The 24893-nt window shown below is 65.3% G+C and carries 18 protein-coding genes and 3 pseudogenes; 15 read left to right on the top strand and 6 right to left on the bottom strand.

Annotated features, from left to right (window positions below; translation table 11 throughout):
- Window positions 1–92 precede the first annotated feature (92 nt).
- Window positions 93–383: pseudogene (locus tag ACFVYR_RS37320) on the top strand (STAS domain-containing protein); the annotation flags it as partial.
- A 669-nt stretch (window positions 384–1052) separates the two neighbouring features.
- Window positions 1053–1331, top strand: coding sequence for a hypothetical protein (locus ACFVYR_RS37315; RefSeq protein ID WP_384262944.1), 279 nt, complete (start codon window positions 1053–1055; stop codon window positions 1329–1331).
- 7 nt (window positions 1332–1338) lie between these two features.
- Here ACFVYR_RS37315 and ACFVYR_RS37310 read toward each other — a convergent pair whose 3' ends face one another.
- Together ACFVYR_RS37310 and ACFVYR_RS37305 are read right to left on the bottom strand one after the other, a co-directional pair.
- Window positions 1339–3129 (bottom strand): ATP-binding cassette domain-containing protein, encoded by a 1791-nt coding sequence (locus tag ACFVYR_RS37310; protein WP_384262947.1) that lies wholly within the window; start codon window positions 3127–3129, stop codon window positions 1339–1341.
- Between the two features lie 11 nt (window positions 3130–3140).
- Window positions 3141–4907 carry an ATP-binding cassette domain-containing protein gene (locus ACFVYR_RS37305; protein WP_384262949.1) on the bottom strand — a complete coding sequence of 589 codons (1767 nt, stop codon included), beginning with the start codon at window positions 4905–4907 and terminating at the stop codon, window positions 3141–3143.
- A gap of 516 nt (window positions 4908–5423) precedes the next feature.
- Here ACFVYR_RS37305 and ACFVYR_RS37300 point away from each other — a divergent pair.
- From ACFVYR_RS37300 to ACFVYR_RS37245, 12 genes are read left to right on the top strand one after another with little or no spacing between them, the layout of a single operon-like run.
- The gene (locus ACFVYR_RS37300; RefSeq protein WP_384262951.1) at window positions 5424–6485 is read left to right on the top strand and encodes a hypothetical protein; all 1062 of its coding nucleotides are present in this window, start codon (window positions 5424–5426) and stop codon (window positions 6483–6485) included.
- Window positions 6486–6536: 51 nt separating this feature from the next.
- Window positions 6537–7748: an arylsulfotransferase family protein gene (locus ACFVYR_RS37295; RefSeq protein WP_384262954.1), complete on the top strand. Its 1212-nt coding sequence runs from the start codon at window positions 6537–6539 to the stop codon at window positions 7746–7748.
- Window positions 7745–8644, top strand: coding sequence for a glycosyltransferase family 2 protein (locus tag ACFVYR_RS37290; RefSeq protein WP_384262957.1), 900 nt, complete (start codon window positions 7745–7747; stop codon window positions 8642–8644). Before ACFVYR_RS37295 ends, ACFVYR_RS37290 begins: the two co-directional genes overlap by 4 nt.
- Window positions 8641–9873, top strand: a complete 1233-nt coding sequence (locus ACFVYR_RS37285; protein ID WP_384262959.1) for a class I SAM-dependent methyltransferase — start codon at window positions 8641–8643, stop codon at window positions 9871–9873. Before ACFVYR_RS37290 ends, ACFVYR_RS37285 begins: the two co-directional genes overlap by 4 nt.
- A gap of 34 nt (window positions 9874–9907) precedes the next feature.
- Complete coding sequence (locus ACFVYR_RS37280) at window positions 9908–11131, top strand: radical SAM/SPASM domain-containing protein (protein WP_384262962.1); 1224 nt, start codon at window positions 9908–9910, stop codon at window positions 11129–11131.
- 14 nt (window positions 11132–11145) lie between these two features.
- Window positions 11146–12090 (top strand): radical SAM protein, encoded by a 945-nt coding sequence (locus tag ACFVYR_RS37275; protein WP_384262964.1) that lies wholly within the window; start codon window positions 11146–11148, stop codon window positions 12088–12090.
- Window positions 12091–12110: 20 nt separating this feature from the next.
- Window positions 12111–12866, top strand: coding sequence for a creatininase family protein (locus ACFVYR_RS37270; protein WP_384262967.1), 756 nt, complete (start codon window positions 12111–12113; stop codon window positions 12864–12866).
- Window positions 12860–13063 (top strand): hypothetical protein, encoded by a 204-nt coding sequence (locus ACFVYR_RS37265; protein WP_384262969.1) that lies wholly within the window; start codon window positions 12860–12862, stop codon window positions 13061–13063. Before ACFVYR_RS37270 ends, ACFVYR_RS37265 begins: the two co-directional genes overlap by 7 nt.
- A gap of 6 nt (window positions 13064–13069) precedes the next feature.
- Window positions 13070–14641 (top strand): asparagine synthase-related protein, encoded by a 1572-nt coding sequence (locus ACFVYR_RS37260; RefSeq protein ID WP_384262971.1) that lies wholly within the window; start codon window positions 13070–13072, stop codon window positions 14639–14641.
- Window positions 14642–14694: 53 nt separating this feature from the next.
- Window positions 14695–15738, top strand: coding sequence for an ornithine cyclodeaminase family protein (locus ACFVYR_RS37255; protein WP_384262974.1), 1044 nt, complete (start codon window positions 14695–14697; stop codon window positions 15736–15738).
- A gap of 30 nt (window positions 15739–15768) precedes the next feature.
- A complete protein-coding gene (locus tag ACFVYR_RS37250; protein WP_389613910.1) occupies window positions 15769–21636 on the top strand; it encodes an amino acid adenylation domain-containing protein in 5868 nt (1955 codons plus the stop codon).
- Entirely contained in the window at window positions 21633–21842 is a 210-nt protein-coding gene (locus tag ACFVYR_RS37245; protein ID WP_384262979.1) for an MbtH family protein, read from the top strand. Before ACFVYR_RS37250 ends, ACFVYR_RS37245 begins: the two co-directional genes overlap by 4 nt.
- Window positions 21843–22046: 204 nt before the next feature.
- On the opposite strand, the pseudogene ACFVYR_RS37240 reads toward ACFVYR_RS37245, so the two are convergent.
- A pseudogene (locus ACFVYR_RS37240) lies at window positions 22047–22175 on the bottom strand (IS5/IS1182 family transposase); the annotation flags it as partial.
- 619 nt (window positions 22176–22794) lie between these two features.
- Here ACFVYR_RS37240 and ACFVYR_RS37235 point away from each other — a divergent pair.
- On the top strand, window positions 22795–23130 hold the full coding sequence (locus tag ACFVYR_RS37235; RefSeq protein WP_384262982.1) for a hypothetical protein: 336 nt from the start codon (window positions 22795–22797) through the stop codon (window positions 23128–23130).
- Between the two features lie 17 nt (window positions 23131–23147).
- Here ACFVYR_RS37235 and ACFVYR_RS37230 read toward each other — a convergent pair.
- From ACFVYR_RS37230 to ACFVYR_RS37220, 3 genes and pseudogenes are all read right to left on the bottom strand, one after another.
- Window positions 23148–23579: pseudogene (locus ACFVYR_RS37230) on the bottom strand (transposase); the annotation flags it as partial.
- A gap of 20 nt (window positions 23580–23599) precedes the next feature.
- Window positions 23600–24151, bottom strand: coding sequence for a transposase (locus ACFVYR_RS37225; RefSeq protein WP_384262984.1), 552 nt, complete (start codon window positions 24149–24151; stop codon window positions 23600–23602).
- Complete coding sequence (locus ACFVYR_RS37220) at window positions 24138–24617, bottom strand: helix-turn-helix domain-containing protein (RefSeq protein WP_389613906.1); 480 nt, start codon at window positions 24615–24617, stop codon at window positions 24138–24140. The genes ACFVYR_RS37225 and ACFVYR_RS37220 overlap by 14 nt, the downstream gene beginning before the upstream one ends.
- Window positions 24618–24893 lie beyond the last annotated feature (276 nt).

Below are 24893 nucleotides of genomic sequence, written 5' to 3'. Positions count from 1 at the left end.
CCCAGCAAGCAGTTGACTCCTACTACCGGCCTACGGCCAACCCGCACCACCGTCAACCCACACGACCGCCGGATTTAACGAACTACCGGTAACTGGCCCGTGTCACTGCCATCACCGACCCGGACGGCAGCAGCGTGGTCTACTCCGTCACCAGCGAGCTGTTCTTCGCCTCTTCCAATGACCTCGTCGGCCAGTTCAACTACGCCGGCGACCCCGACAAGGTCATCGCCGACCTGACCGCGGCCCACATCCGGGACGCCTCCTCCGTCGCGGCCCTCGACGCCATCGAGACCAAGTACAAGCAGCGAAGCAAGACAGTGGAGATCATCGGCCCGAACGACCCCAGCGCCGACCTCCACGGCAAGCTCACCGGCGAACTCACCAGGCCACTGACCCCAGGCCCACCACACACCGAGGGCCCCGGCCGTAGCCGGGGTCCTCGGCTGTTGCCGCCTCAGAGCAACATCGCCGCCCGTATCCAGTGGCATGGCCCGGCCCTGTCCAGGTCACACTTGCGTAAGAGGCGACGATGCCTCCGGATGCGCCTGCTCGGCGACTTCACCCGCCAGCACCCGGCGCTGGCGCCCGAGGTCCACCCATCAGCATCGATCAGATAACGGGCAGTTGTGAAGTTCTTTCGGCGCGCGCACCTTTGCATAGTCTAAAACGTGGGGGAAGGAGCGCCCGGCGCACTCGGAAGTGCAGGTAACGGCAGCGCACCCAGATGTGTGCCCCAGCGCACAACACGCCCGCAGGGCCAGAAAAAACACCAGAGGGTGGATGGCCTGCGGGACTGGTGGCACCCCTATGTTCGGATGCCTGGTGGCCGCAGGGCACTTGTCGAGCGGTTTTATTCGACAGGCGGAGCGCCACAGCTCGCCCACGATGTCGCTATGGGTGCACCTGCGCACGGCAGTTCCTGCATCATAACCCTCATGCCCCACGAAGAAGATCGGGCCTCGGGCCGAAGCCGCCAACACGCCTGACGAAGAACATAGAGGCCCCCGGGAGAGTCGGCGGAGATCATCCGGCGTGCGGAGAACCGCTTCCTCGTGGAATTCAATGACCGTCGCACACTGGCCGACGAGGTCGAAGGGGACCCCATGGGCGGTGCTGACCTGGCCGAGTGCTCCACTTCGGAGGTCGATGTCGTCGACAGCGTCCGCCAGGCAGGCGGCCCACACATGGGTTTCCCGTTCGATCCGCGGGGCGACAGCCTGGGGCTGTCGGTGAAGGCGGAGTCGAATGTCCTCCGGGACAAGGAGATCGTCTCCACCCTCACGCGTATCAGAGAGAGCCTTCAGAAAGAGCTCGGCGTCGGAGAGGCATGAGTGTGTGTCAGGAACCGTGATATGCCTTCTCCTGAAGCTGGTACAGCTCGGCGTACCGGCCGTTTCGGGTCATCAGCTGGCGATGGGTTCCTTGTTCGACTATCCGACCCTCCGCCAGGACGACAATCAGGTCGGCTGACCGTACGGTGGCGAATCTGTGGGATACCAGGAGCGTGATCCCCTTGGCGCTGCGGCGGCTGCTCCGTGCCGCCAGTGCGTAACTGCGGTAGGCGTCGGCTTCGGCCGCGGCATCCAGCGCCGCGGTGGGCTCGTCGAACACAGCCAGGAGCACGCGTTCGCGCAGCAGCGCACGCGCCACGGCGAGCGTCTGCCACTGGCCGCCGGAAAGGTCGGAACCAGGTCCGAACGCCGTACCCAGCAGGCTGTTCATGCCCTCCGGAAGCCGGGCTACCACCCGGTCGGCGCCTGCCGCCCGGACAGACCGCTCCAGGGCCGCGCGATCGTCCAGCCGCGCCAGGTCGCCGAGCCCGACAGTCTCCGACACCGTCAGAGGAAAACGGCAGAAGTCCTGGAAAGTAGCCGTGATGCGACGACGCCATTCCTCCGCCGAGAACGAGGCCAGCGGAATTCCGTCAACGGTGACCTCCCCCTCGGACGGCGCGTACAGCGCGCAGAGGAGCTTCACCAGAGTCGACTTTCCTGAGCCATGGTCCCCGACGAGCGCGACGGTGGCACCGGCAGGCAGGTCCAAGTCGATACCCCTAAGAGAGTCCTGGGATGCGGACGGATAACGGAAACGGACCCCGCGCAGCCGAATTCCCTCAGTCAGCCGCTCGAGTACCGGAGCTGCGTCATCCTGGCCTCGACCATGAGCACGCAGCCACATGTACGCGGCGAGGCTCTCCCGCCCCTCCGCGGATCCCTGCATGCCTCCCACCACCATCGCGATGTTCTGGCGCAGATGAGTGGCGAGCGTGGCCACCAGTAACAGCGAGCCCGCACCGGTTCGGCCTGCCAGCACCAGGGACGAGGTATAGGCCAGCGCACCGACATAGCCCGCGAGGAACGCGCCCCAGCCGACCGACTGGATCAGGGCCGCTCGCGTCTCACCTCGTACCCGTAGGTCCTCCGCAGTGCGGCGCAGCGCTGCCGCTCGTCGTATGACGAACCCGGTGCCGCCGCCCAGCCGCGTCTCCTTGGCACGTGCCGGATCGGTGCTCGCTTCGAACAACTCCCGCTCAGCCCGCTCCGGCTCGGCTGCCCGCATATGTGCGTGGCGCACCTCTCGTTTGCCCCGGTGGGTGGACCAGAACGTGGGCAGTACGCAGAGCGCCAGCCAAGCCAGGCCGCGGTCCACGCGTGCCATCAGCACCAGGCTCACGACCAGTTGCAGGACTACGAGGCTGGTGGCCACCGACGTCCACACGGCGCCCGCCATCTGTTGGCCGCCCCGCCGCGCACGCTCGATCAGGTCCAGCTGGGCAGATTCCTCCAGGTGGACGACACCGGGCAGCTTGGCCACGCGTCGCAGGACGTCGCGGTCGATCTCCTCACCGACGCGTTGATTGAGCATCACCCGCTGGACGGTGAGCGCCGACCATCCCGTCACGAGGGCCGCCTGGGCAGCGGCGGCGGTGATGATGCCGGTGATCAGGAGCCCGGTGTCGTGCCGGGGCACGGCGTCGACCGTCCATCCCAGGCTCAGGGCGAGCAGGACGCCAGCGAGTTGCTGGACCACGGTCAGGACGGCTACGACAGCGGTGCGCGCAGGGCCGATCCTCCACGACAGGCCGAAGACCAGGCAAAAGGAGCGCAAAAGCGTTTGTACGGTGTTCACAGCCTGCCCCGTCACCGTGCGCCGGGGCTCTGGCCGTCGTCGGCCTCTTCGGCGAAGGATGACGCCTGAAGCCGGAACATCCGCGCGTAATGCCCTCCCAGGGCCATGAGCTCCCCGTGGGTCCCCGACTCCGAGATGCGCCCGCCGTCCAGGACGGCAATGCGGTCGGCCAGTCTCACTGTCGCGAAGCGGTGAGAGATCAGCAGGACGCTCGCGCCCGCTCCGGCACGCCGTATTACCCGGAATGCCTCCAGCTCAGCCGCGATGTCCAGGTTGGCGGTTGGCTCGTCGAGTATGAGCACCTCGGCACCGGTTCGGGCCGCGAAGACCGCCCGGGTCAGCGCGATGCGCTGCCACTGACCTCCGGACAGACCCACCCCGTCGGAGTACCCGGTGTCCAGACGCGTGTCCCAGCCTTGGGGCAACGTATGGATCAAAGTGTCGGTGCCGGCCGCCTCAGCCGCCGAGTACACGGCCTGGGGGTCGGCGTGAGCGGCGGCGACCAGCACGTTGTCGCGGGCGGTCAGGGGGTAGCGGGTGAAGTCCTGGTGTACTGCGTAGACCCGGCGCGCCCATCGCCGCCGGCCGAGGTCGTCCAACGGCTCACCGTCCACTGTGATGTGTCCACTGGACGGCCGACAGAGCCCGGCCAGCAGCTTGGCCAGGGTGGACTTGCCCGCTCCGTTGGTCCCGACCAGGGCAAGGATCTCGCCGGGCCGCAGCGTCAGATCGAGACCGTCGAGAACGGGTCGGTCGGCGTCGGCGAAGCGGAAGCCGACTTGATGGAACGACACCTGGGGCGGGCGTCGTGAACGGTGTGCCGGAACCGGCGGGGGGGCGACGGGGGGCTTCGGTAGCCGCTTTTGGATCCTGGTCAGCGCCTCGGCCATGGGCAGGGCCGTCTCGACGAGCATCGGGCTGCGATTGTCCCCCGTGGCGAGTGCGGCACCGATGGTGCCGAGGACAACGGCCAGGCCCCCGGCGTCCAGGGCCCCGGTGAGCGCGCTCCGCGTCACGGCGGAGAAGAGCATCGCACACGCCACCGCGGTGCCGGCCAACAGGGCAGTCTGCCGGTGGGAAAGCCCGCGTCGGGCTTCCCACAGGGCGGAGGAGTAGGCGTGGTGGGCCCTCTCATGCCGGCCCAGCAGCCAGTCGCTCAGGCCGAAGACCCGTACCTCCTTGGCATAGACGGGGCCGGCGAGCATGTTCCGCCAGTGGCGGACCTGGGCCAGCCTCGGGAGGTGAGCAGTATGCACTCGCTCGAAACCGATGAACCCCCGGCTGTCGATCCCTCTGACGACGAGACAGAGCAGGATCGCTACGACACCCCACCACCACGCGTAGCGGGACAGGACCAGAGCCGACGGCACGAGGGCCAGATAGCTGATCAGTTGTCGGAGGTGAGCCAGGGCTCCCGCTCCGACTGCTGAGTTCATCCAGAAGACCGCTCCGGTGCCGAACTGCCCGATGTCGGTCTGCACTTCGTCGTCCGCCAGCTGCTCCAGGTCGGCGCCGCCGACTCGGGTGAGCAACTCGTCGCGCAGACGGCCGTCGATCCGCAGTTCGGCGCGGCGTAGCACCGGCCCGAGGGCGAGTACCGCGGTCTGTAGCAACACGAGCATCACGGCGACCAGGAGGAGCGGGGTGAGGAGCCGACCCTGCCCTCCCGTGATATGGCTGCCGCCCTCGGACAGCACACCGATCAGCGCTCCCGTCGCAATGGCGACACCGGTGGGCAGCAGGGCCGCCAGGGCGAGCAGGACGACGGCGGCCGTCACCAAGGGCCCTCCGGCAAGGCCGACAAAGCTCAGCAGCGATGTTCGTGGACCGAATGAGGCAAGTCGCCGCGCGAACGACAAGAGGATTCCTTCTCCCCGGCTGCTCGGAAACAGATGTGGCACCGAATTCCGCAGAACGCTAGGAGGATACGGCAGCGATAGACATCTATTGCGGTCTGCACAGATCATTTAATGGGGCGTTCACAATCGCGCCCATGATGACACTCCGCAGGGGTGACGCTTCAGCCAGATTCACAGCCAGCAACACAAGATGAAGACCCCCACAACCGAAGGCTTCTCGACCAATGCACCTTATATGTGCAGGTAATACTCACAGTTGGCCAATAATAGCAAGGATTCCCATCAAGCCATCCGACTCGATTTTGACCATTACAATGTGGCGCAAAATATCGCCTCCGCCACGATAAGCAACCTTCAGTGATGCAAATTGCAATTACTATCGATCTTCATGCCGGGAGGCTGCGTGGTTATTCGTCACAGGAAAGTAAGGCGGCAATGAACATCGACGAAGCCCGTGCTACTGCACGGGACTGGGTGCACCAGGTGGGCCGCGGCACCGAGGGATACCTCGGTGCCTACCTCAGCGGATCCACCACGGCCCTGCCAGGCGACAGTGAACTGCCCGTCGGCACCGACGTGGACATCATGCTGGTGACCAGGCAGCCGCCCTCAGGGCTCAAGCTGGGGAAATTCCTCCACAACGACGCGCTGCTGGAGGTCACCTACCTGGCCCACGAAGCGATCGCCCCCGTCGACCGGGCGCTGGAGAACCACCATCTCGCGCACGGCCTCGACCGGGGCCTGATCCTGGACGATCCCACCGGCGAACTGCGCCGGCTCCATCAAGGAGTCGCCGCGCGGTTCGCGGAACCGGATCAGGTACGGCGCCGGTGCGCCGGACTCCGAGACAAGATCGACAACGCGCTGGGGACGCTGGACGCCCGCGAACCCTGGTACGACCAGGTGACCAACTGGTTGTTTCCCACTGGGATCACCACCCACGTCCTGCTCGTCGCCGGGCTGCGCAACCCGACCGTACGGCTGCGGTACCTGCGGGCCAGGCAACTGCTCACCGAACTGGGCCTGGCGGACCACTACCCGCCCTTGCTGCGCCAACTGGGTTGCGAGGAACTGACCGGCCGACGCGCCGCCCATCACGTCGACCGGCTCGCGGTCACCTTCGACGCCACTGCGGAAGTGGCCCGGACCCCCTTCTTCTTCAGCTCCGACATCACGCCGGCCGCTCGGCCGATCTCGATCGACGCGAGCCGTGAACTGGTGCGGCGCGGGGACCAGCGCGAAATCGTGTTCTGGCTGGTGGCCACGTTCGCCCGCTGCCACAAGATCCTCGCCGCCGACGCCCCCGCCCTGCACGAGGAACTCACTCCCGCCTTTTCCGACCTCCTGGCCGACCTGGGCATCCGCGACAGCGAGGACCTGCGGCGACGCGGTCAGGTGACCCGGGAGCACCTCCCGGAACTGTGGAAGGTCACCAAGGACGTCCTGGCCGCCGCGGTGCCCGGGTACGCCACCGGCAATACCCACAACCTCCAGTAGCGCGCGCAGTGCCGAAGCGTCATGCCGAGTCCTTGCCGTAAGGAGCATCACTTGCCCGTCCGCAACCCTGGTACACATGCGTCCGAAACAGCCAGCACCGTCGACCACTTCGTCTACTCACCCGCTTCCTCCTACCCCAAGCCCTACGCACGGCTGATCGACCGGTCCGGCGCAGAGGTCCACCTGTGGAGCCACGACGCGGGGCAACCTCCCGTGGAGGAGGACCCGCCGAGCTTCCTGCGCGGCTGGAACCACGTCGAAGTCGCCTCGGACGGCGGCCTGTTCGCCCAGGTCCCGCTGCGCGCGCTCCTCAGGCTCGACCGGGATTCGACACTGCTGTGGCAGGCAGACGTGTCCGCCCATCACGACCTCCACATCCGCGCGGACGGAACCGTGCTGGTGCTGACCGAGGCACCGCGCCGGATCACCGTCGACCACGGCGGGTTCACCGTCCTCGACAACGCCGTGACCCTCCTGGACGGCGGCGACGGACACCTCGTGCAGCAGGTCTCGCTGTTGGACGTCCTCAGCACCGAGCCGACGATCGCCGCGCTGATACGGGAGCGGATACTCGCCCAGCACACCGCGTTTCGCGACGCCGCGCATCCCACCCGGCCGGAGGAGGCGGAGCTTCTCGCTTCGGCGACGTACAGCGGGTCGCTGACCCATGCGCTGGCGCTGCTGCGCCGGCTGCCCGGCTCCCCCTGCGACATCCTGCATGCCAATACAGTGGAGGAACTCGACGCCCATCCGGCGGGTCTGTGGCCAGTCGGCGCGGTCCTGGTCTCCCTGCGCAATCTGGACCTGGTTGCCGTCGTCGACCTCGACGCCGCGCGTGTGCTGTGGTGGTGGGGTCCTGGAGACATCTCCGGACAGCACCAGCCGACGTCCCTGCCCCACGGCAACCTGTTGATTTTCGACAACGGACGGGCGACCGGCCGGTCGCGGGTGGTGGAGGTCGATCCAGTGCGTCGAGCGGTCGTATGGGAGTACGCCGCCGATCCGCCGGAGAGCTTCTTCACCGCGCTCGCCGGCGGCTGCCAGCCCCTGCCCAGCGGCAACATCCTGGTCACGGACGCCCAGGCGGGCCGCGGCTTCGAGATCACCCGTGCTGGGGCCGTCACCTGGGAGTGGTACACCGAGAAGGTGCCCGGTGCCACCGGGACCAGTCGCGTGACGCTCTACCGGCTGGCAGGAGTTTCCGGCGCGATCGTCGAGGGGCTCCGGAGCCACGGCCCCGCGGCTCCTGGGAGCCCGGCGTGATCAGCGTCGTCATTCCCACGCGCAACCGGCCCGCCCTCCTTCAGGAAGCCCTGACGAGCCTGGCCGGCCAGACGGAGCAGGACTTCGAGGCAGTCGTCGTCAATGACGGCGGCCACAACTTGACCAGCACGCTGCGTCCGTGGCAGCGAAGACTGAACCTGACCCTCGTGGAACTGCCCGAGCACGGCGGAGTGTCCCGGGCACGCAACGAGGGCGTCAACCGCGCCTCCGGGGAGTACGTCGCATTCCTGGATGACGACGACCTGTTCACCCCCACGCACTTGGAGACCGCCCACAAGGCACTTGTCTCGGAACCCGTCGATTTCGTCTATCTGGGCGCGCTGGTGTCCGGCCAGCGGCTGAGCGGCCTTCCCGACGACATGTCCGGCGCGACGCTCAAGGCGTACGACTTCGACGACGACTTCCTGCTGGTGGCCAACTACATCCACACGGGGTCCGTGGTGGTGCGCAGCTTCCGGGGTGCCGGTGTCCGGTTCGACGAGTCACTGACCCACTGCGAGGACTGGGATATGTGGCTGACCCTACGGCGCCGCCTCGGCTACCGCGTTCGCTTCGTCGACGAGGTGACCTCGATCTACCACCAACTGCACGACAGCGACGGGCTGGTGGCCTCGGCCCAACTCACCGTGCCGAGCCCCTTCACCGTGGTCAGGGAACGACTCCACGCAGCCTGGCCCACCAAGGACCCGCGCGTGCTCGCGTTCAGGAACTGGATGACCGCCTGCGAGGACCGGCGCAACCACAACATCAAGAACGACATCCCCATCCCGCACCACCTGTTCGATGCGATCCTGCGGGACCTCCACAGTTGGTTCACGGAGGGCAGGGAGCCGAACCACCGGCTCATACCCCGTTACTTCCAGGAGCCCGCATGACCGCCACGCCGGCACCCGCGGGCGGTACCGCCTGTGTCTACTGCCGACGCATCGCCGAGGCAAGGAACGGCTACCCGGTACGCGACGCTGCCGCAGACCTGGGATCCCCCGCCCCTCGCTGCTCACTGCACTGGCGCTACACCTGCGCGGCCTGCCACGCTCCCAGCCATTTCATGGCCACCGCCTACTGCCCGGACACCGCCTACTTCTACTGCCGCGACTGTGCCGCCGGAGTGGATGTTGTGGACGAGCCCTTCTGGTCCTGGTCGTACTACTTCCGCTACCGCTCGCCATGGACGGGCATTCCCCAACCCTCCCTGGACCGCCTGGAGTTCGAGGGCAGACACCCGTTCACGCGCAACGAACCGACCGACCACGTGCCACCCGACGCCGTCTCCGTCGAGACCCATCTGCACCGCTCGGACCAGACCCAGCAGCAGCGGTCGGAGGACCTGGACGAAGAGCGGATCCGTTCTTCCTGGGACGCGAACGCGGAAGTCTGGGACAGCAACTTCGAGGCGGACGGCGACGCGCACCGCAAGTACTCCAGCGACGAGCCGCTCCTTGCCATGCTGGGCGACGTCACCGGCCTGGACGTACTGGACCTGGGCTGCGGCAATGGATACCTCAGCCGCAAACTCGCCCGGCGAGGCGCCAGCGTGACTGGCGTCGAACTGAGCGCGGACATGCTGAAGACGGCATTGCGGTACGAGAACGAGGCGAACCTCGGCATCACCTATGCGGAGGCGTCCGCCACCGACCTCACGGCGATTCCCGCGACCTCGTTCGACAAGATCGTCTGCAACCATGTGCTGTCCAGCGTGCCCGACCTGGACAGGGCTCTCGCGGAAGCCCACCGGGTACTGAGGCCGTCCGGTGAACTGGTCGTGGCGATCAGTCATCCGTGCTTCTCCTGCGGCCCCCGGAACTGGGATCTGCCGGCACCCGACTCGCCGCGGCCCGAGGAGGCCGCTGGATACCGAGTGGACCACTACTTCGGCACCGGCGCCCATCTGCTCGATGCCTGGGCGGGCTTCGACCCCGTCCCTTACCTCCATCGCACACTCAGCGACTACTGGCGAAGCTTTCGCGCCGCCGGCTTCGACGTCAGCGATTTCGACGAACCGGGCGCGTCGCCGCGCGGCCGAGCGGACCTGCCCGAATGGCGTGTGCGTGAACTCCAGCGCATCCCCTATTCCTGCCTGTTCCACCTCGTACGACCCGACTAGTACGCACCGAACCCGACAACACCTGCGAGACTCCATGCTTCCGGTCCGTGTTCAGACCTCGCCCTACATCACCTGCATTCGCCCGCACGAACCCAGTCCCGTCATCTATATGACGGACAGTCGCAGCCCCGCCTGGCCGGTCATCACCAACCCCGGAGACGCCACGTACGGCGTCATCGGCCTGGACCGGCGGGTCGACTGGCAACACGACCCGGCCGGCCTTGCCGCGCTGGAGCGCGCCGCCGCCGAGCCCGTCGAGACCCGCACGCTGATTGGGGAGTTCGGCGAGCGCCTGATCAGACTGCTCGTCGACAAGTCGTGGCTGCAACACCCCGACGAACTCTGCCGCGACTACGCACTCAAGACCGGCCAGATCGAGGTGACCAGCCACTGCAACTGGGGCTGCCGATACTGTCCGGTGTCGACCGATCCCAAGCCCAGGGTGACTATGCCGATGGATCTCTTCACCGAGATCATCGACAAGCTCTCGGTCCACCCGGACATCAGGTTCGTGACCTTCCACTTCTTCAACGAACCGACCCTGGACCGCTTCTTCGACGAGCGGGTGGAGGTGCTCCGGCAGTACGGCACGAAACTGTCCCTGTACACCAATGCCAGCGCTTTGACCCCGAAGAAGATCGAACTCCTCGGTGAAAGCGCCGTGCTGTACCACCTGATCGTCAACCTGCCGGCCCTTGACGAGGAGGAGTTCCGTTCGCAGACCGGCTCGAACACCTACCGTGCCACACTGCGCAACCTCGATGCCGCCATCGGCCACGGGTGGCCGGTCGCCATCGCAGTCAACGGGAAACCCGACACCGTCGCCCGCAACGCCCAGCTCCTGGAGGAACGATATGCCGGTCGAGGTGTCGAGATCCGGGCTCCCCAGGTCAGCGACCGGGCCGGCGCTCTGACCAACGAATTTCACCAGGGGGTCTATGCCCCGGGACGACTTCGCGGGTGCGGCTGGCCACTGCACCACGCCTACTTCTCCGTCACCGGAGACATGTTCATCTGCTGCAACGACTACTACCAGCGAGAGGTCTACGGAAACATCCGGGACGGCTCCCTACACGAGATCATGACGAGTCCCGCCGCGTTGCAGCTGCGCCGACGCGTGTTCGGGGTCGAACAAGCACCGGACGACTACATATGCCGTACGTGCCATGACCAGAAACCCGACTTCCCCCACCGTGAATTCCGGCCACTGGCCAGCTTCCCCTTGATCGGCGAACAGTCGACGTCCGGAACCCACTGAGCAGGATGACCGCTATGGAAAACCTGGTCAAGATCTGGTACGTCTCCTCCCAACGGCTGTGCAACTTTCGCTGCACCTACTGTGTTTCCATCGGCGACTACGCCAAGAGCAACACCTACGACTGGAAACACGGGGGAGATTTCGAGGATGCCCAGAAGATCGTCCGGTGGATCGCCGGACGCCCCTTCCCCGTCGGAGTACGGCTGGCCACCCTGGGGGAGCCGTTCGCCTCACGCGACTTCCTCAGAGAGGCGTCCTGGCTCACGAGGCAACCCCAGGTGCGTTTCGTCGAACTCCTCACAAACGGCTCTCTGCTGAGACGCCGTCTGCCTGAACTCGCACAGACCGCCGATCTCTCCAAACTCTCCTTCTGGATCACCCACCACGACAGCGAGATCTCCGCCCAGCGGCTCATCCAGAACGCGGCTTTCGCACAGGAAGCCGGCTGCTTCGTCGTCGTCAACGCACTCCTCTTTCCGCACAACGCGGACCGGGTGGCCGAACTGCGCACGGCCGCAGAACAGGCGGGACTCCGGTTCCACCTCGACCTCGGCTATGACCCCAGCGGAGCCGAAGGCGACACCGTCCAACTCGCGCCTTTCCTCAAACGCAAGGGCGGCCTACAGGAGGCGATCCGGCTGGGCGCCGACCCCGAGATGCTCCAGGTCAATCTGCTGGCCCTCGGCGATGTCCGAGGCCGCCCCTGCCAAGCCGGACACAACTACCTGTATATCGGCATCGACGGCGACGTCTACCCCTGCTCCCGGTACTACGTGCTGAAGCAGGACCGGCTGGGCAATGCCCTCGACCCCGAATTCGACCTTACGCTGCGGGACATACGCTGGGACGCCTGCAAAGCGAAGTCCGGCTGCTGTAACAAGGAAGACTTCCTCAACCTAAGGGTATGGGCGGAGAAAGAACGGCCCTTCACCCCCAGCTTCGGCTGGAAGGGCGCGTGAAAGGAAAAGGAGAAAAATCCGTGCGTATACAGGAACTCACCTGGCCCGAGTACCAGGAAGAAATCGCAGGACATGTTGTCGTGCTGCCCATCGGCGCTCTTGAGGCACATGGACCGCACCTGCCGCTGTCCACGGACACCTTGATCTCCACGCACCTTGCGGAAGAACTCGACGCGAGGCTTCCGGTACTCATCCTGCCGCCTCTCCACTACGGGTACCGAACAGATCCGGTCAGGGCCGGCGGTGATTTTCCCGGCATGACCGATCTGCGGGCCTCGACCCTCACTGACCTCGTCCAGGACATCCTCTCCGCCTCCTACCGCAACGGCGCGCGCCGCTTCCTGATCCTCCACAGCCACATCGCCAACGTTCCCCCGGTCTTCGACGCGGCCCAAAAGTTCGTCGACACCGCTCCGGAGGCCCGTGTGATGGCCGCGAGTTGGTGGGATTTCGCGCCCGAGGAAACACGTGATCTCATCGCGCGGGAGACCGGGGTCCCGCGATACGAGGACCACCATGCGGCCCTGGTCGAGACCAGCCTGGTGCTGTCGATCGACCGGGGGCAGGTCCGCGAGCCCCTGTTGACCGATGACGGCAGTGAACGCCGCGTGCGGTACGTGGTCCTGCCGGTCCCCGACGCGCTGAAGACGAAGTCGGGAGTCATCTACCGGGCGTCGAGAGCCGAAGTCGAGATAGGCGAGAGGCTCTTGCCGGAGATCATCGACAACCTGGTCGACGCCGTGCGACTCGAACTGGGGCCGGAGTCGGAATGCTGACAAACTCGTACGCCGAGACAGACGTCGACCTGATTGGAGAACAGGTGTCTGAAATCCACGAGATATTCGCAGATCTGCCTGTTTTTGTCGTTCCCTCACTGCGCGACCGGTACAGCTTTCTGGGCGGCGACCCAGACATCGACCAAGAGCGTCCCGGAGCTCCCTTATCCGAATCCGCCGTCGAAAGGGAGGAGTGAGGGAACATGCTCACATTTCGTCTCACCGAGACCGGGGTGACCGCGGCGCAGTGGCGTTGGACCGGACATCGCTGGGAATCTCAAGACAGTTATATCGAGCCGTACCGGCACCCTTCTTTGTCTCACGACATGGTGACCGATGGCGCGAGTACGGCAGTGCTGTCCAGGGAGCGCCGACCGGACGACCCGTCAGGAGATCCCGGACCTCCGCGTGTGATGCCGGCCATCGCTTTCCGCCACGCCCTGGATGAGACCCGGTCGTGGTCCTTGGATCGCACAGTCCTGCTGATCGATTCGCGGGGGGTTTCGGCGGAGGCCGGTACCTGGGCGGTGGCACCCGTGTTCATCACAGCGCGCGAAGGCACGTTGTCAGGTTCCTGGGACATCAACGAGCTGCGCGAGTACACCCAGGCGGACCGGCTTGTGGACCGAGAAATGGCGCGGCTGCTCACGTGGCGCCATCGCTACGGCCACGAGACGGTATGGGAAGGTGTTCATCGGCTGACCGAACGCTCTACGGCATTGTGGCAGGACAGGCAGCTGACTCTGAATTACCCCGCCCCCGCCTACCACACCCACCCCCGTCGGTTGCGGCCTGGCGCGAACGTCCTTGAGGCATTTGGAAAAGTCCTGGACTCGGCTGTGGCCAGGCGCGCCGTGGTTCCTGAGAACTGCGCCATAGAGCTTTCGGGCGGCATGGACAGTTCTAATGTCGCTGCGTCACTTTCCCATGTTTATCCAGGTAAGTTGGTGGCGGCGACCTTGCTGCTGGGCGGGCGATTCGAGATCATTCATCCTCATCGTTGCGCGATCATGATCGACGCCTTCTCATTCCCCCACAGCCTCACTGTGCCGGTCGCCGACCACCTGCCGTTCGGTCCCGGTGGGGTGAGGGCGGAGGGTGGGCCCGTCAGTCCTTATGACGATCCTTGGATCGAAGCCAAGGCGGCCTTGACGACCGACCTGAAGGCCAGGGGAGTGACCGTCTCTTTCGGTGGGAACGGTGGAGACGAGTTGGGGTCCTTGCGTGAATTTGAGCAGACGACCCACGGCACAGCCAGCCCGTTGCCGCAATGGATCGGCCCGCGAGTGAGAGCTGTCGCTCATGAGTGTGAGGAAGGCATCGCGCCGGCGACTGTTGTGCACGAAGCCACTTTGCGAGGGTTCGCCAGCCGCAATGCCCACCTGCTGCGGAACGGGCTGTGGCCCGTCTCTCCTCTCGCAGACCCCGAGCTGATTCAGTTTTGCGAGTGGCTGCCTCGGCCCTGGCGTGAGCACAAGACCGTGCACCGGCTGCGACTTGCGGGCCTGGGGCTGTCACTGGACGTCGTCAGTCCGTTGAACAACGAAAATCCAGCCGAAGTCCTCGATCTGGCTATTCACAAGAACGTCATTCCGTATCTCAAAGAGAGGCTACGAATCGGTAGCATTCTCGCCGACTCAAGATACATCGCCCCTGACGCTCTCGCAAAAGCCATCGATCACGCCGAGACGCTCTGGCTCAGGTCGCGGCAGATGAACCGCGCCCTGTTCAAAATCGCGGCGCTCGAACACGGGTTGCACGCCAGCTCGGGATGAGGTCTCCGGATCTCAGCCAGTCAACGAGAATTCCCATCCCGGAGGTACTACACATGACCGAAACCCTCGTGGTCGACCAAAAAGATATCTTTGAACTGATCTCAAGGGTCGGCAAGGACGCAGTGATGGACCATGCCATCGATGCCCTCTTCAAAGCCTTCGCCGCCTGGCACGGGACCCAGTCACAGCTGACGCCTCGGGCCGGCTTCATGACGGGCAAGGACAACACCGGCGTGCTTGAGTGGATGCCGTTCCAGGATGCTCGTACCTCTGTCACGATCAAGACCGTTTCCTATGCGCCGCACAACCCTCAAGCGTTCGGCTACCCAACGATCCTGGGCACGATTACCCGCTACGACGATGAAACGGGACGCCTGGTGGCGCTCTCCGACGGGGTACTTCCCACGGCCATTCGAACGGGCGCCGCCTCGGCTGTCGCCACCAGGTTGCTTGCCTCCCGACACAGCTCAGTAGTCGGCCTCGTCGGAAACGGTGCCCAGTCTGTTGCGCAGATACACGCCATGACGAGAGTTATTCCGGTCGAGAAGGTTCTGCTTTTCGATGTGGATCCCAAGACCAGTCAAACGTTTTCAGAACGCTGTCCATTCTTGCAGGCAGCGGTGGAGGTCGTCTCGATCGACCAGCTGGAGGCAGAGGCCGACGTTATTTGCACTGCAACATCCGTCGAAGTCGGGCAAGGCCCAGTTCTACCGGGAAAACAGTTGCGGGACCATGTCCACGTAAATTCCATCGGCTCGGACCTGCCAGGGAAGACCGAGCTCCCCCTGTCCCTTATGCGCAGTTCTGCCGTCTTTCCGGACAACCTCGTTCAAGCGCTTCGCGAAGGAGAGTGCCAGCGACTACGGCAGGAAGACGTTGCCCTGGACATCATGGCACTGTGTGCCGATCCGAGTCAGGCATTCCCGTACAAGGAGTCCAGGACCGTTTTCGACTCCACCGGCTTCGCCCTTGAGGATCACGTCATCATGGATGTGATCCTTGAACTGGCAGGCCGTTACGGAGTCGGCACGCGCGTGGCGTTGGAGCATTTCCCTGCCGACGCGAAAAACCCGTACTCCAGCTCGCTTCTTCATTGACGAAGTCCAGCGGTAAGGAGATCAAATCCAATGAAGCAAGGCTCACCCTTCGAGCTGGCTGGAAGCCGGACGCCTGACGCCGAGATGCTGTCCGGGCATGAGCGTCACCAGGTGTTGGTGGAGTGGAACCGCACCGATCATTTCGAGCCGGCCACCTTGCCCGATATGTTCGAGGCGCAGGTAGAGGTTACCCCCGACAACATTGCCGTCGAGTACGAGGGCCACACCCTCACCTACGCTGAACTCAACGCTCGCGCCAATCAACTGGCCTGGTATCTGATCAGCAGGGGCATCGGCCCCGAGGACATTGTCGCCCTGGCCATCCCCCGCTCGGCCGACCTCGTCGTCGCCGCCCTCGGCACCCTGAAGGCCGGCGCCACCTACCTCCCGCTGAACCCCGAATACCCCACCGAACGCCTTGCGTTCATGCTGCGGGACGCATCCCCCCGCATGCTCCTGACCACCGAGAGCAGCACCCTCGACGACTCGGCCGATGCCCGTCTGTTCGTCACCAGCCCTGTCGTCACCCAACAGCCCACCACCAACCCGGAGAACAGACACCGCGTCCGACCTCTCCACCACCAAAATCCCGCCTACCTCATCTACACCTCCGGGTCCACCGGCACCCCAAAAGCCGTACTCGTCCCCCATTCGGGACTCAAAAGCCTCATTCAGACGCATGTAGAAAAATTCGACGTCAAACCCGAATCACGAATCCTGCAATTCGCTGCGCCCAGCTTCGATGTCTGGGTGTCCGATGTCTGCACGGCCCTCTTGGCGGGCGCTCGTCTCGTGATCCCGTCACAGGGACTGCTGCTGGGGGGAGAACTCGCCGAGGCGCTGAAGCAGCGCCGTATCACACACGCCGAGCTTCCTCCGGCTGCCTTGGCGACGATTCCGATCATGGAGCTGCCCGATCTGACTGCCTTGATCGTCGGCGGCGAGGCCTGCTCAAATGATCTCGTCGATGTGTGGGCTCAGGACCGACGTATGTACAACTCCTACGGGCCCACCGAAGCCACTGTCACCACGACGGTGAGTGCTCCGTTGGGACTGGGTGAGGTACCTCCCATCGGCACACCGGTGGCGGACACGCGGGTATTCGTGTTGAACGCGGACTTGCGTCCTGTGCCTCCGGGTGTTGTCGGAGAGCTGTATGTCGCGGGGGTCGGGCTTGCCCGCGGCTACCTCAACCGTCCGGGACTCACCGCGGAACGGTTCGTGGCCTGCCCGTTCGGCACCGGCGAGCGCATGTACCGCACCGGCGACCTCGTCCGCTGGCGCCCCGACGGACAACTCGAATACCTGGAACGCGCCGACCACCAGCTGAAGATCCGCGGCTTCCGCGTCGAACCCGGCGAGATCGAGGCCGTACTGACCGACCACCCCGACGTGACCCGCGCCGTCGTCCAGGCCCGCGAGGACACGCCCGGCGACAAACGCCTCGTCGCCTACCTCGTCGCGCAGACCCACCTCAACCCGCACGACCTGCGCGACCACACCACAAGCCGACTGCCCCACTTCATGGTCCCAGCCGCCTTCGTCCAGATCGACACACTCCCGCTCACCCCCAACGGCAAACTCGACCGCAAAGCCCTCCCCGCCCCCGACTACACCACCACAGCCCGCCCCCCACGCACCCCCCCCACCCCCCACGAAGAAATCATCTGCACCCACTTCGCAGACATCCTCGGCCTGGAAACCATCGGCATCGACGACAACTTCTTCGAACTCGGCGGACACTCCCTCCTCGCCACCCGCCTCCTCAACCGACTCCACACCGCCCTCGGCATCGAGCTCCCCATCCGAACCTTCTTCGAAGCACCCACCCCAGCCGCCCTCACCACCCACGCGACCAAGGCACACCACTCACAGCGCCCCGCCCTCCAGCCCGCCGAGCGGCCAGCGCGTCTCCCGCTGTCCCCCGCGCAGAAACGCCTGTGGTTCCTCAACCAACTCGACGGCCCCAACGCCACGTACAACATCGCCGAGGCGGCCCGCCTGTCGGGCATGCTGAACGTGGATGCCTTGGGTGCCGCGTTGGCCGACGTAGTGAGCCGACATGAGAGCCTGCGGACCGTCTTCCCCAAGGTCGACGGCGAGCCCATCCAGGACATCCGCCCCGCTGACCAGGCCACGACCGAACTGGGCATTGTTGATTCCACCCCCGCTCAGCTGCGCGAACAGCTGGATCAACTCGTCGCCGAGCCGTTCGACTTGACCAAGGACCTCCCCCTGCGGGCCTGGCTGGTCGTATCGGAGCCCGGAGAGCATGTGCTGCTCTTGGTCGTGCATCACATCGCTTCGGACGGGTGGTCATCGACGCCGCTACTGCGGGATCTGTCCGTCGCGTATGAGGCGCGGTTGCGGGGTGGGGCACCGACGTGGGAACCGCTGCCGGTGCAGTACGCCGATTACACCTTGTGGCAACGGGCGATCCTGGGTGCCGAGGACGACCCCGAGAGCCTTCTTCGCCGTCAACTCACCTTCTGGACCAAAGCCCTGGAAGGCGCGCCCGAGGTCTTGAGCCTGCCCACCGACCGCCCCCGCCCGGCCATTGCCTCACACCGCGGCAGCTATGTTCCCTTCCGCTGCGGCCCCCGACTCCACCAGCGGCTCGACGAATTGGCCCGGGCCAACCACAGCACGCTTTTCATGGTGCTGCAGGCGGCCTTCGCCGCCCTGCTGACCCGCCATGGCGCCGGCACCGACATCCCCATCGGCACCCCCGCCGCCGGCCGTGCCGACAAGGCCCTCGACAACCTGGTCGGCTTTTTCGTCAACACCCTTGTCCTGCGCACCGACACCGCGGGCGGTCCCACCTTCCGTGAACTGCTGCACCGCATCCGCGAAACCAACCTCACCGTCTACCACCACCAAGACCTCCCCTTCGATCACCTCGTCGAAGCCATCAACCCGACCCGTAGCCTCGCCCACCAGCCTCTTTTCCAAGTCATGCTGGCCTTCCAGAACAACGACATCGCGGAATGGGAGCTGACAGACGTCACAGCTTCTGCTCTTCAGGTGGAGAGCGACGTCGCGAAGTTTGATCTAACTCTGTCAGTGGGTGAGTCTTTCCCCGAAGAAGGGCGCCTCCCGGGGCTTGAGGGGACGCTGCACTACGCCTCGGATATTTTTGACCGTGTGACGGCCGAGGCACTCGCGGCGCGTCTCGTTCTGATCCTGGAGGCGGCGGCCGCAGATCCCGACCAGCGCATCACCGACATCGACATCCTCTCGGAGCGTGAGCGTCACCAGGTGTTGGCGGAGTGGAACCACACCGAACGCTCCGAGCGGCCTCCCCTGCCGGACGTGTTCGAGGCGCAGGCAGCGGCCACCCCCGATAACATTGCCGTCGAGCACGAGGACCACTCCCTCACGTACGCCGAACTCAACACTCAGGCCAACCAGTTGGCCTGGTATCTGATCAGCAGGGGCATCGGCCCCGAGGACATCGTCGCCCTGGCCATCCCCCGCTCGGCCGACCTCGTCGTCGCCGCCCTCGGCACCCTGAAGGCCGGCGCCGCCTACCTCCCACTCGACCCCGAACACCCCGCCGAACGCATCAGGCTGATCCTCGAGCGCGCGTCGCCAGCTTGTGTCCTGCAGGGAAATACGTTATCGCCGCTCCTATCATCGGGCAGCGACCATACTCTTCCGTGGGCGCGTGTCGAACAGCTCGCGGCAGGATACTCGCAGAGGAACCCACGCGATGTCGACCGCACACGCCCCCTCACGCCGGTGGATTCAGCATACGTAATTTACACGTCGGGCTCGACGGGTGAACCCAAGGCAATCACCATGCCACATCGAGGGCTGGCGAACATGCTGCGCGAGCATGCGGCGGCTTTTCCAGCCACATCTCCTGAATGGCGTTGTTCCCAGTATATGGCGATAGGGTTCGACTCGGCGGTCCAGGAGATTTTCGGAACGCTTACCGCCGGGAAGACGCTCGTCATTCCCAGTAATGACCTGAGAATCGACATGGACAGGCTGTCCGCTTGGCTGATCGACCGGAAGGTCAACGAGTTCCATGCCCCGAACCTGGTGATCGAGGCTCTCACAGCGGCCTTCGGGCGCAGGGGCACGCGTGAGGACGAGCTGCGTCTCCTGGTTCAGGCTGGAGAGGCGCTCATCCTCGGCCCCAGCGTACGTCGGTTCTTCGAGGAACGCCCCGACGCACGGCTCGCCAACGTCTATGGTCCGGCGGAGACCCACGCGGTGACCATGCACGTCATCGACGAGGAGGACCCGAGGTGCTGGCCCCCCGCCGCCGCTCTGGGCAGACCGATGGGCAATACCCGGCTGTACGTCCTTGACGAGCGACTCGAGCCGATGCCTCCGGGTGTTGTCGGAGAGCTGTATGTCGCGGGGGTCGGGCTTGCCCGCGGCTACCTCAACCGTCCGGGACTCACCGCGGAACGGTTCGTGGCCTGCCCGTTCGGCACCGGCGAGCGCATGTACCGCACCGGCGACCTCGTCCGCTGGCGCCCCGACGGACAACTCGAATACCTGGAACGCGCCGACCACCAGCTGAAGATCCGCGGCTTCCGCGTCGAACCCGGCGAGATCGAGGCCGTACTGACCGACCACCCCGACGTGACCCGCGCCGTCGTCCAGGCCCGCGAGGACACGCCCGGCGACAAACGCCTCGTCGCCTACCTCGTCGCGCAGACCCACCTCAACCCGCACGACCTGCGCGACCACACCACAAGCCGACTGCCCCACTTCATGGTCCCAGCCGCCTTCGTCCAGATCGACACACTCCCGCTCACCCCCAACGGCAAACTCGACCGCAAAGCCCTCCCCGCCCCCGACTACACCACCACAGCCCGCCCCCGACGCACCCCCCGCACCCCCCACGAAGAAATCATCTGCACCCACATCGCAGACATCCTCGGCCTGGAAACCATCGGCATCGACGACAACTTCTTCGAACTCGGCGGACACTCCCTCCTCGCCACCCGCCTCCTCAACCGACTCCACACCGCCCTCGGCATCGAGCTCCCCATCCGAACCTTCTTCGAAGCACCCACCCCAGCCGCCCTCACCACCCACGCCAACGACCGAGCGAGAAAATCCGCTGCCCTCGACCCGGTTCTGCCTCTCCGCCCCGAGGGCGACAAGCCAGCGGTCTTTCTCATCCATCCCGGGAGTGGCCTGAGCTGGTCATACCTGGGCCTGCTCAGACATATCGGCCGAGGGCGTCCGGTATATGCCATCCAGGCGCCCTATCTGACGGCATACGACAGGACGTACGACAGCCTCCGAGAACTGGCCCACGAGTACGCCGGACTAATCCAAGGGATCCAATTCCGTGGCCCATACCACGTGATGGGCTGGTCCTTCGGTGGTCTCACGGCGCACCAGGTGGCCCTGTGCCTACAGCAGCAGGGGCATGAGGTCGGTCTCGTCGCCGTTTTCGACGGGTATCCGGTGCCTCCGGAGGAAACAGTGTCGGCTCTGGCCGATCACGCCCTGCTTAAGGCCGCACTGTCGGGTCTCTGCGGCAGGGACCTGAGTGACCACGACGTGCCAGCGAACACCTCGGCGGTCCTCGATCTCGTTCGGTCATCCAGTCCGGCGTTCCTCGATCTCGCAGACGATGAGATCTCCAGTCTCGTAGCCACTGCCGAGGAGAATATCCGGCTCATGACGGAACATCGTCCCGGAGTCCTCCGCGGTGACATGACGCTGTTTCGCGCCGCCCGCGACGGAATTGACTTGGCCACCGGTCGGAGTATGTGGCTGCCTCGGTTGAGCGGCCGACTGTCCGTCGTGAATGTCGACTGCTCCCACTACCAGATGATGGGCCAGGAGCCGCTTTCGGCTATTGGCCCGGCGCTGGACACGCAGTTGCGGTATTCCGATCGCCCGTACGAACAAGGAGGATCATGAGTACCCATCCCTTCGAGGACCGGGACGACACTTACCATGTACTCGTAAACGCGGAGAACCAGCACTCTCTGTGGCCGACGAGGATCACCGTCCCTGCCGGATGGGAAGTCGCCCTGAGGGACCAATCCCGCGATAGGTGCTTGGATTTCATCGAGAAGAACTGGACGAACATGCGTCCGACGACTCTCTCGACATCGAGTCACTGAGTCTTTCCACGTAAGCGCCGGTCGCTCTCTGTGAATGCGATGTTTCTGCTACGGCCCGTGCGGTCCCCAAGCCCGGGGCGGCGTAATGCCCCTGGTAGGAACGATCTTGCGACGGATTGTTCTCACCGAGGGGCCTCACGTGTCGAGCAGAGTCACATGCACCACGGTGCTCGATGTGAAGCGGTCCACCGCCGAGCACCTGGCCCGGCTGCTGCGCACCGGATGCGCACCCTCGCGCCGGAGCGCGGTGACCAGCTTGCCGAACTGATGCGGGCTCAACCCGCTGAACGGGGTTATCCAGGAAGGCTGCGACGCTGTGATCACACTAGGCACGACAAGATCATCCCACCGCTGACCAGCAGTTACGGGACAGGTCCTCGTGCACGGTAGGCGGTGAGGCGTCGGGCTCCTGATCGTCGATCATGGTCGTGTGGTGGGGAACGCTTCTCGCGCAGCGATCATCAGCGACCGGAGGATCACGGGCCTGTCGGCTGATGTGATCGCTGAGCTCGTCGCAGAGCTGGGCCCGTTGTGGCATGAACCCACGCGTCGCCCACCGTCGTCGCCCTCAATGGAGCAGGCTCGGACCCTGATTCGAGAACATCCGCTGATTGGGCGGGCTCGTCGAGCAGCATATGAGCAGCACACCGGGCGGTTTCGCCGCTCCACAGGACGCCGCAGCGATCGTGGATAAAATCCTGCGCCGCCACATCAAGGCCGAAGCCTCCCGTCGGTGAGACGGCCCAGAAGTTCGTCAAAGCCGTGAAGACGTTCGAGACAGAGGTGGAAGAGCACGGGTGCGCGCGTTCTGCATCGGACGGACGAGATGAGTGCTGGGCCAGGTCTGCAAGCAGGGCCCCTGACGAGACCGGCATATTCCGGAGTACCTTGGCTACGGTCCGTGATTGGCGGCTCGCTGCCGGCGCACCCCAGCATCAGGGAACGGAGCCCCATGCGCAGCTATTTCGCCGACGACCTACTCCTCCTGCTCCCCCTGACCAATGGCGAGGGGTTGCAGCTCCACGGCGAGGTACTCGGCACACACCGTGGGCCACTGGCCCTCTCCCTGGCCGACGAGGCCACTCACTCTCCCGCGGCAATCGGGCTCGATCTGACCCACGTGTCGTATGTGGCTGACAGCGTGGTGTGGGTTCTGCTCGCAGTCGCTCGCAGACTAGGACCCGGACAACACCTGGACGTACGTGCGGGACCCGAACTGAACCTGCGCGAGAGGTTTTCCCGAGTGGGCGAGAACCTGACCAGCCAACTGCGGCTGACCGACGCCTAGAGCGTCGCACCAGCGTGTTACAGCCCCGATGAGCGGGGCTCCGGCTCCAGCCGTCCCATCAGGTGGAAGACCTCCCTGGCGGCATAGCGCTTGAGGCAGCGGATGATCTCGCGTCGGGTCTTGCCCTCCGCGACGCGCCGCTCATAGTAGGTCCGGGTACGCGTATCGAACCGGAGCCGTGACAGCACGATCCGATGCAGGGCGGCATTGGCTCTTCGATCGCCACCCCGGTTGAGCCGATAGCGGCGCTGGCCGCCGGAGGAGTACTCGACGGGGCTGACCCCGCACAGGGCCGCGAACGATGCTTCACTGCGCAGGCGTTCAGGATTGTCCCCCATCGTGATCAGCAAGGTGGCGGCACTGTCCGGGCCGATACCCACCCGGACAAGCAACTGCGGGAAGTGGCGTTCCACCAGTTCGGCCAGCCGTCGCTCTAGGTCCCGGATCTGGCGTGTTACTGCTGGATTCCTCAAACGGTGTACGTATATCGGCGCCGTAGTTGGCGGGTTGGTGGTGCGGGTCGGCCCCAGACCCAGGGGCTGGCACGGGAATTGAGCTGGCTGGTTGCGAGGGCGGTGGCGTATGCAATGTCGTCGGGGTTGGCGAACGACCGGCCGGCGAGGGCGGCCTTGCGGAAGATGCGCCACCAGCCTTCTTGCAGGTTGAGCCAGCAAGCGCCGACGGGGATGAAGACGTGGTGGATGCGGGGATGGTCTTCAAGCCAGGTCCGGGTGGACACACTGTTATGACTGGACAGGTTGTCGGTGACGATCCAGATTTCGCCGGTCGGGTTGGTGTCCTCGAGCAGTTGCAGGAACTGCTGGTAGAAGACGCTGTTGCGGGAGGACGCGGTCATCGTGACGGCCTGGCCGTCGGCTGGCCGCAGACCGCCGTAGACCCAGGTCTTCTCCGGTCCGCGGCAGTCGAGTTCCGCTTTGATCCGGTGACCGTCCGGTGACCAGCCCGGCGCGGGCGGGAAGGCCCGTGGGATCACCGGCCCCAGCTCGTCAGCGCAGATCACCGTCGCGTCGTCGGGCGGGTGGGTGTAGAGGCCGATGACCCGTGTCCTTTTGGGACGAAGTCCGGGTCCTTCGAACGTGTCCAGGACCGGGTTTGGCGCCAGCGCACCCCCTCGGCGAGCAGGATACGGCGGACCTGCGAGCGGCCCACCTCGATCCCTTCGGCCCGCGCTGCCGCAGCCAGAGAATCCAGTGTCCACTCGGATGGTCCGGTCTCATCGAAGGCCCACAGCTCCCCGACGGGCTCCCACCGCAGCCGCCCCGGCGGCACGCCTTTGACCAGGGAGATAATTCTCGACCGCTCCTCCTCGGTGATCCGCCGCTTGCGGCCCTGCCCGCCCAGATCGTCAGTCCCTGCAGGCCTGAGCGGTTGAAGCGGTGCAGCCAGCAACGGACCGTCTTCTGGCTGCAGTCCAGCTCCGCGGCGATGGCAGGCACCCGCAGCCCCGACCAGCTCAGCTCGATCATCCGGGCCCGCATGACTGCATCACGCGGAGCCTTCCGTGCCCGCGACAACCGGCGAACGACGGTCCGCTCATCCTCGTCACGCCCCGGTCGCGCCCGTAAAACCATCGTCCAGCACCCGCCCCCGAGTACCACCAACGTCCCCGCCACCCGGACATATACCCAGCGAAAGAGGAATCCAGCAGTTACCGGTAGTTCGTTAAATCCGGCGGTAGAGGTCAATGCCGTGTCCGGTGGTGACCGCGTCGATCAGGACCTGGAGCTCGGAGGGCGGGTCCT

Source organism: Streptomyces sp. NPDC058284 (assembly GCF_042881135.1).
GTDB lineage: Bacteria > Actinomycetota > Actinomycetes > Streptomycetales > Streptomycetaceae > Streptomyces.
Note: the sequence above shows the minus strand (reverse complement) of the source record. Positions and strands in the feature narration are given on the sequence as shown.

Coding starts and splice junctions, on each gene's coding strand:
- ACFVYR_RS37220 (WP_389613906.1), bottom strand. CDS start 24,617: ATGATCGAGCTGAGCTGGTCGGGGCTGCGGGTGCCTGCCATCGCCGCG.
- ACFVYR_RS37235 (WP_384262982.1), top strand. CDS start 22,795: ATGCGCAGCTATTTCGCCGACGACCTACTCCTCCTGCTCCCCCTGACC.
- ACFVYR_RS37275 (WP_384262964.1), top strand. CDS start 11,146: ATGGAAAACCTGGTCAAGATCTGGTACGTCTCCTCCCAACGGCTGTGC.
- ACFVYR_RS37245 (WP_384262979.1), top strand. CDS start 21,633: ATGAGTACCCATCCCTTCGAGGACCGGGACGACACTTACCATGTACTC.
- ACFVYR_RS37280 (WP_384262962.1), top strand. CDS start 9,908: ATGCTTCCGGTCCGTGTTCAGACCTCGCCCTACATCACCTGCATTCGC.
- ACFVYR_RS37255 (WP_384262974.1), top strand. CDS start 14,695: ATGACCGAAACCCTCGTGGTCGACCAAAAAGATATCTTTGAACTGATC.
- ACFVYR_RS37260 (WP_384262971.1), top strand. CDS start 13,070: ATGCTCACATTTCGTCTCACCGAGACCGGGGTGACCGCGGCGCAGTGG.
- ACFVYR_RS37265 (WP_384262969.1), top strand. CDS start 12,860: ATGCTGACAAACTCGTACGCCGAGACAGACGTCGACCTGATTGGAGAA.
- ACFVYR_RS37250 (WP_389613910.1), top strand. CDS start 15,769: ATGAAGCAAGGCTCACCCTTCGAGCTGGCTGGAAGCCGGACGCCTGAC.
- ACFVYR_RS37300 (WP_384262951.1), top strand. CDS start 5,424: ATGAACATCGACGAAGCCCGTGCTACTGCACGGGACTGGGTGCACCAG.
- ACFVYR_RS37285 (WP_384262959.1), top strand. CDS start 8,641: ATGACCGCCACGCCGGCACCCGCGGGCGGTACCGCCTGTGTCTACTGC.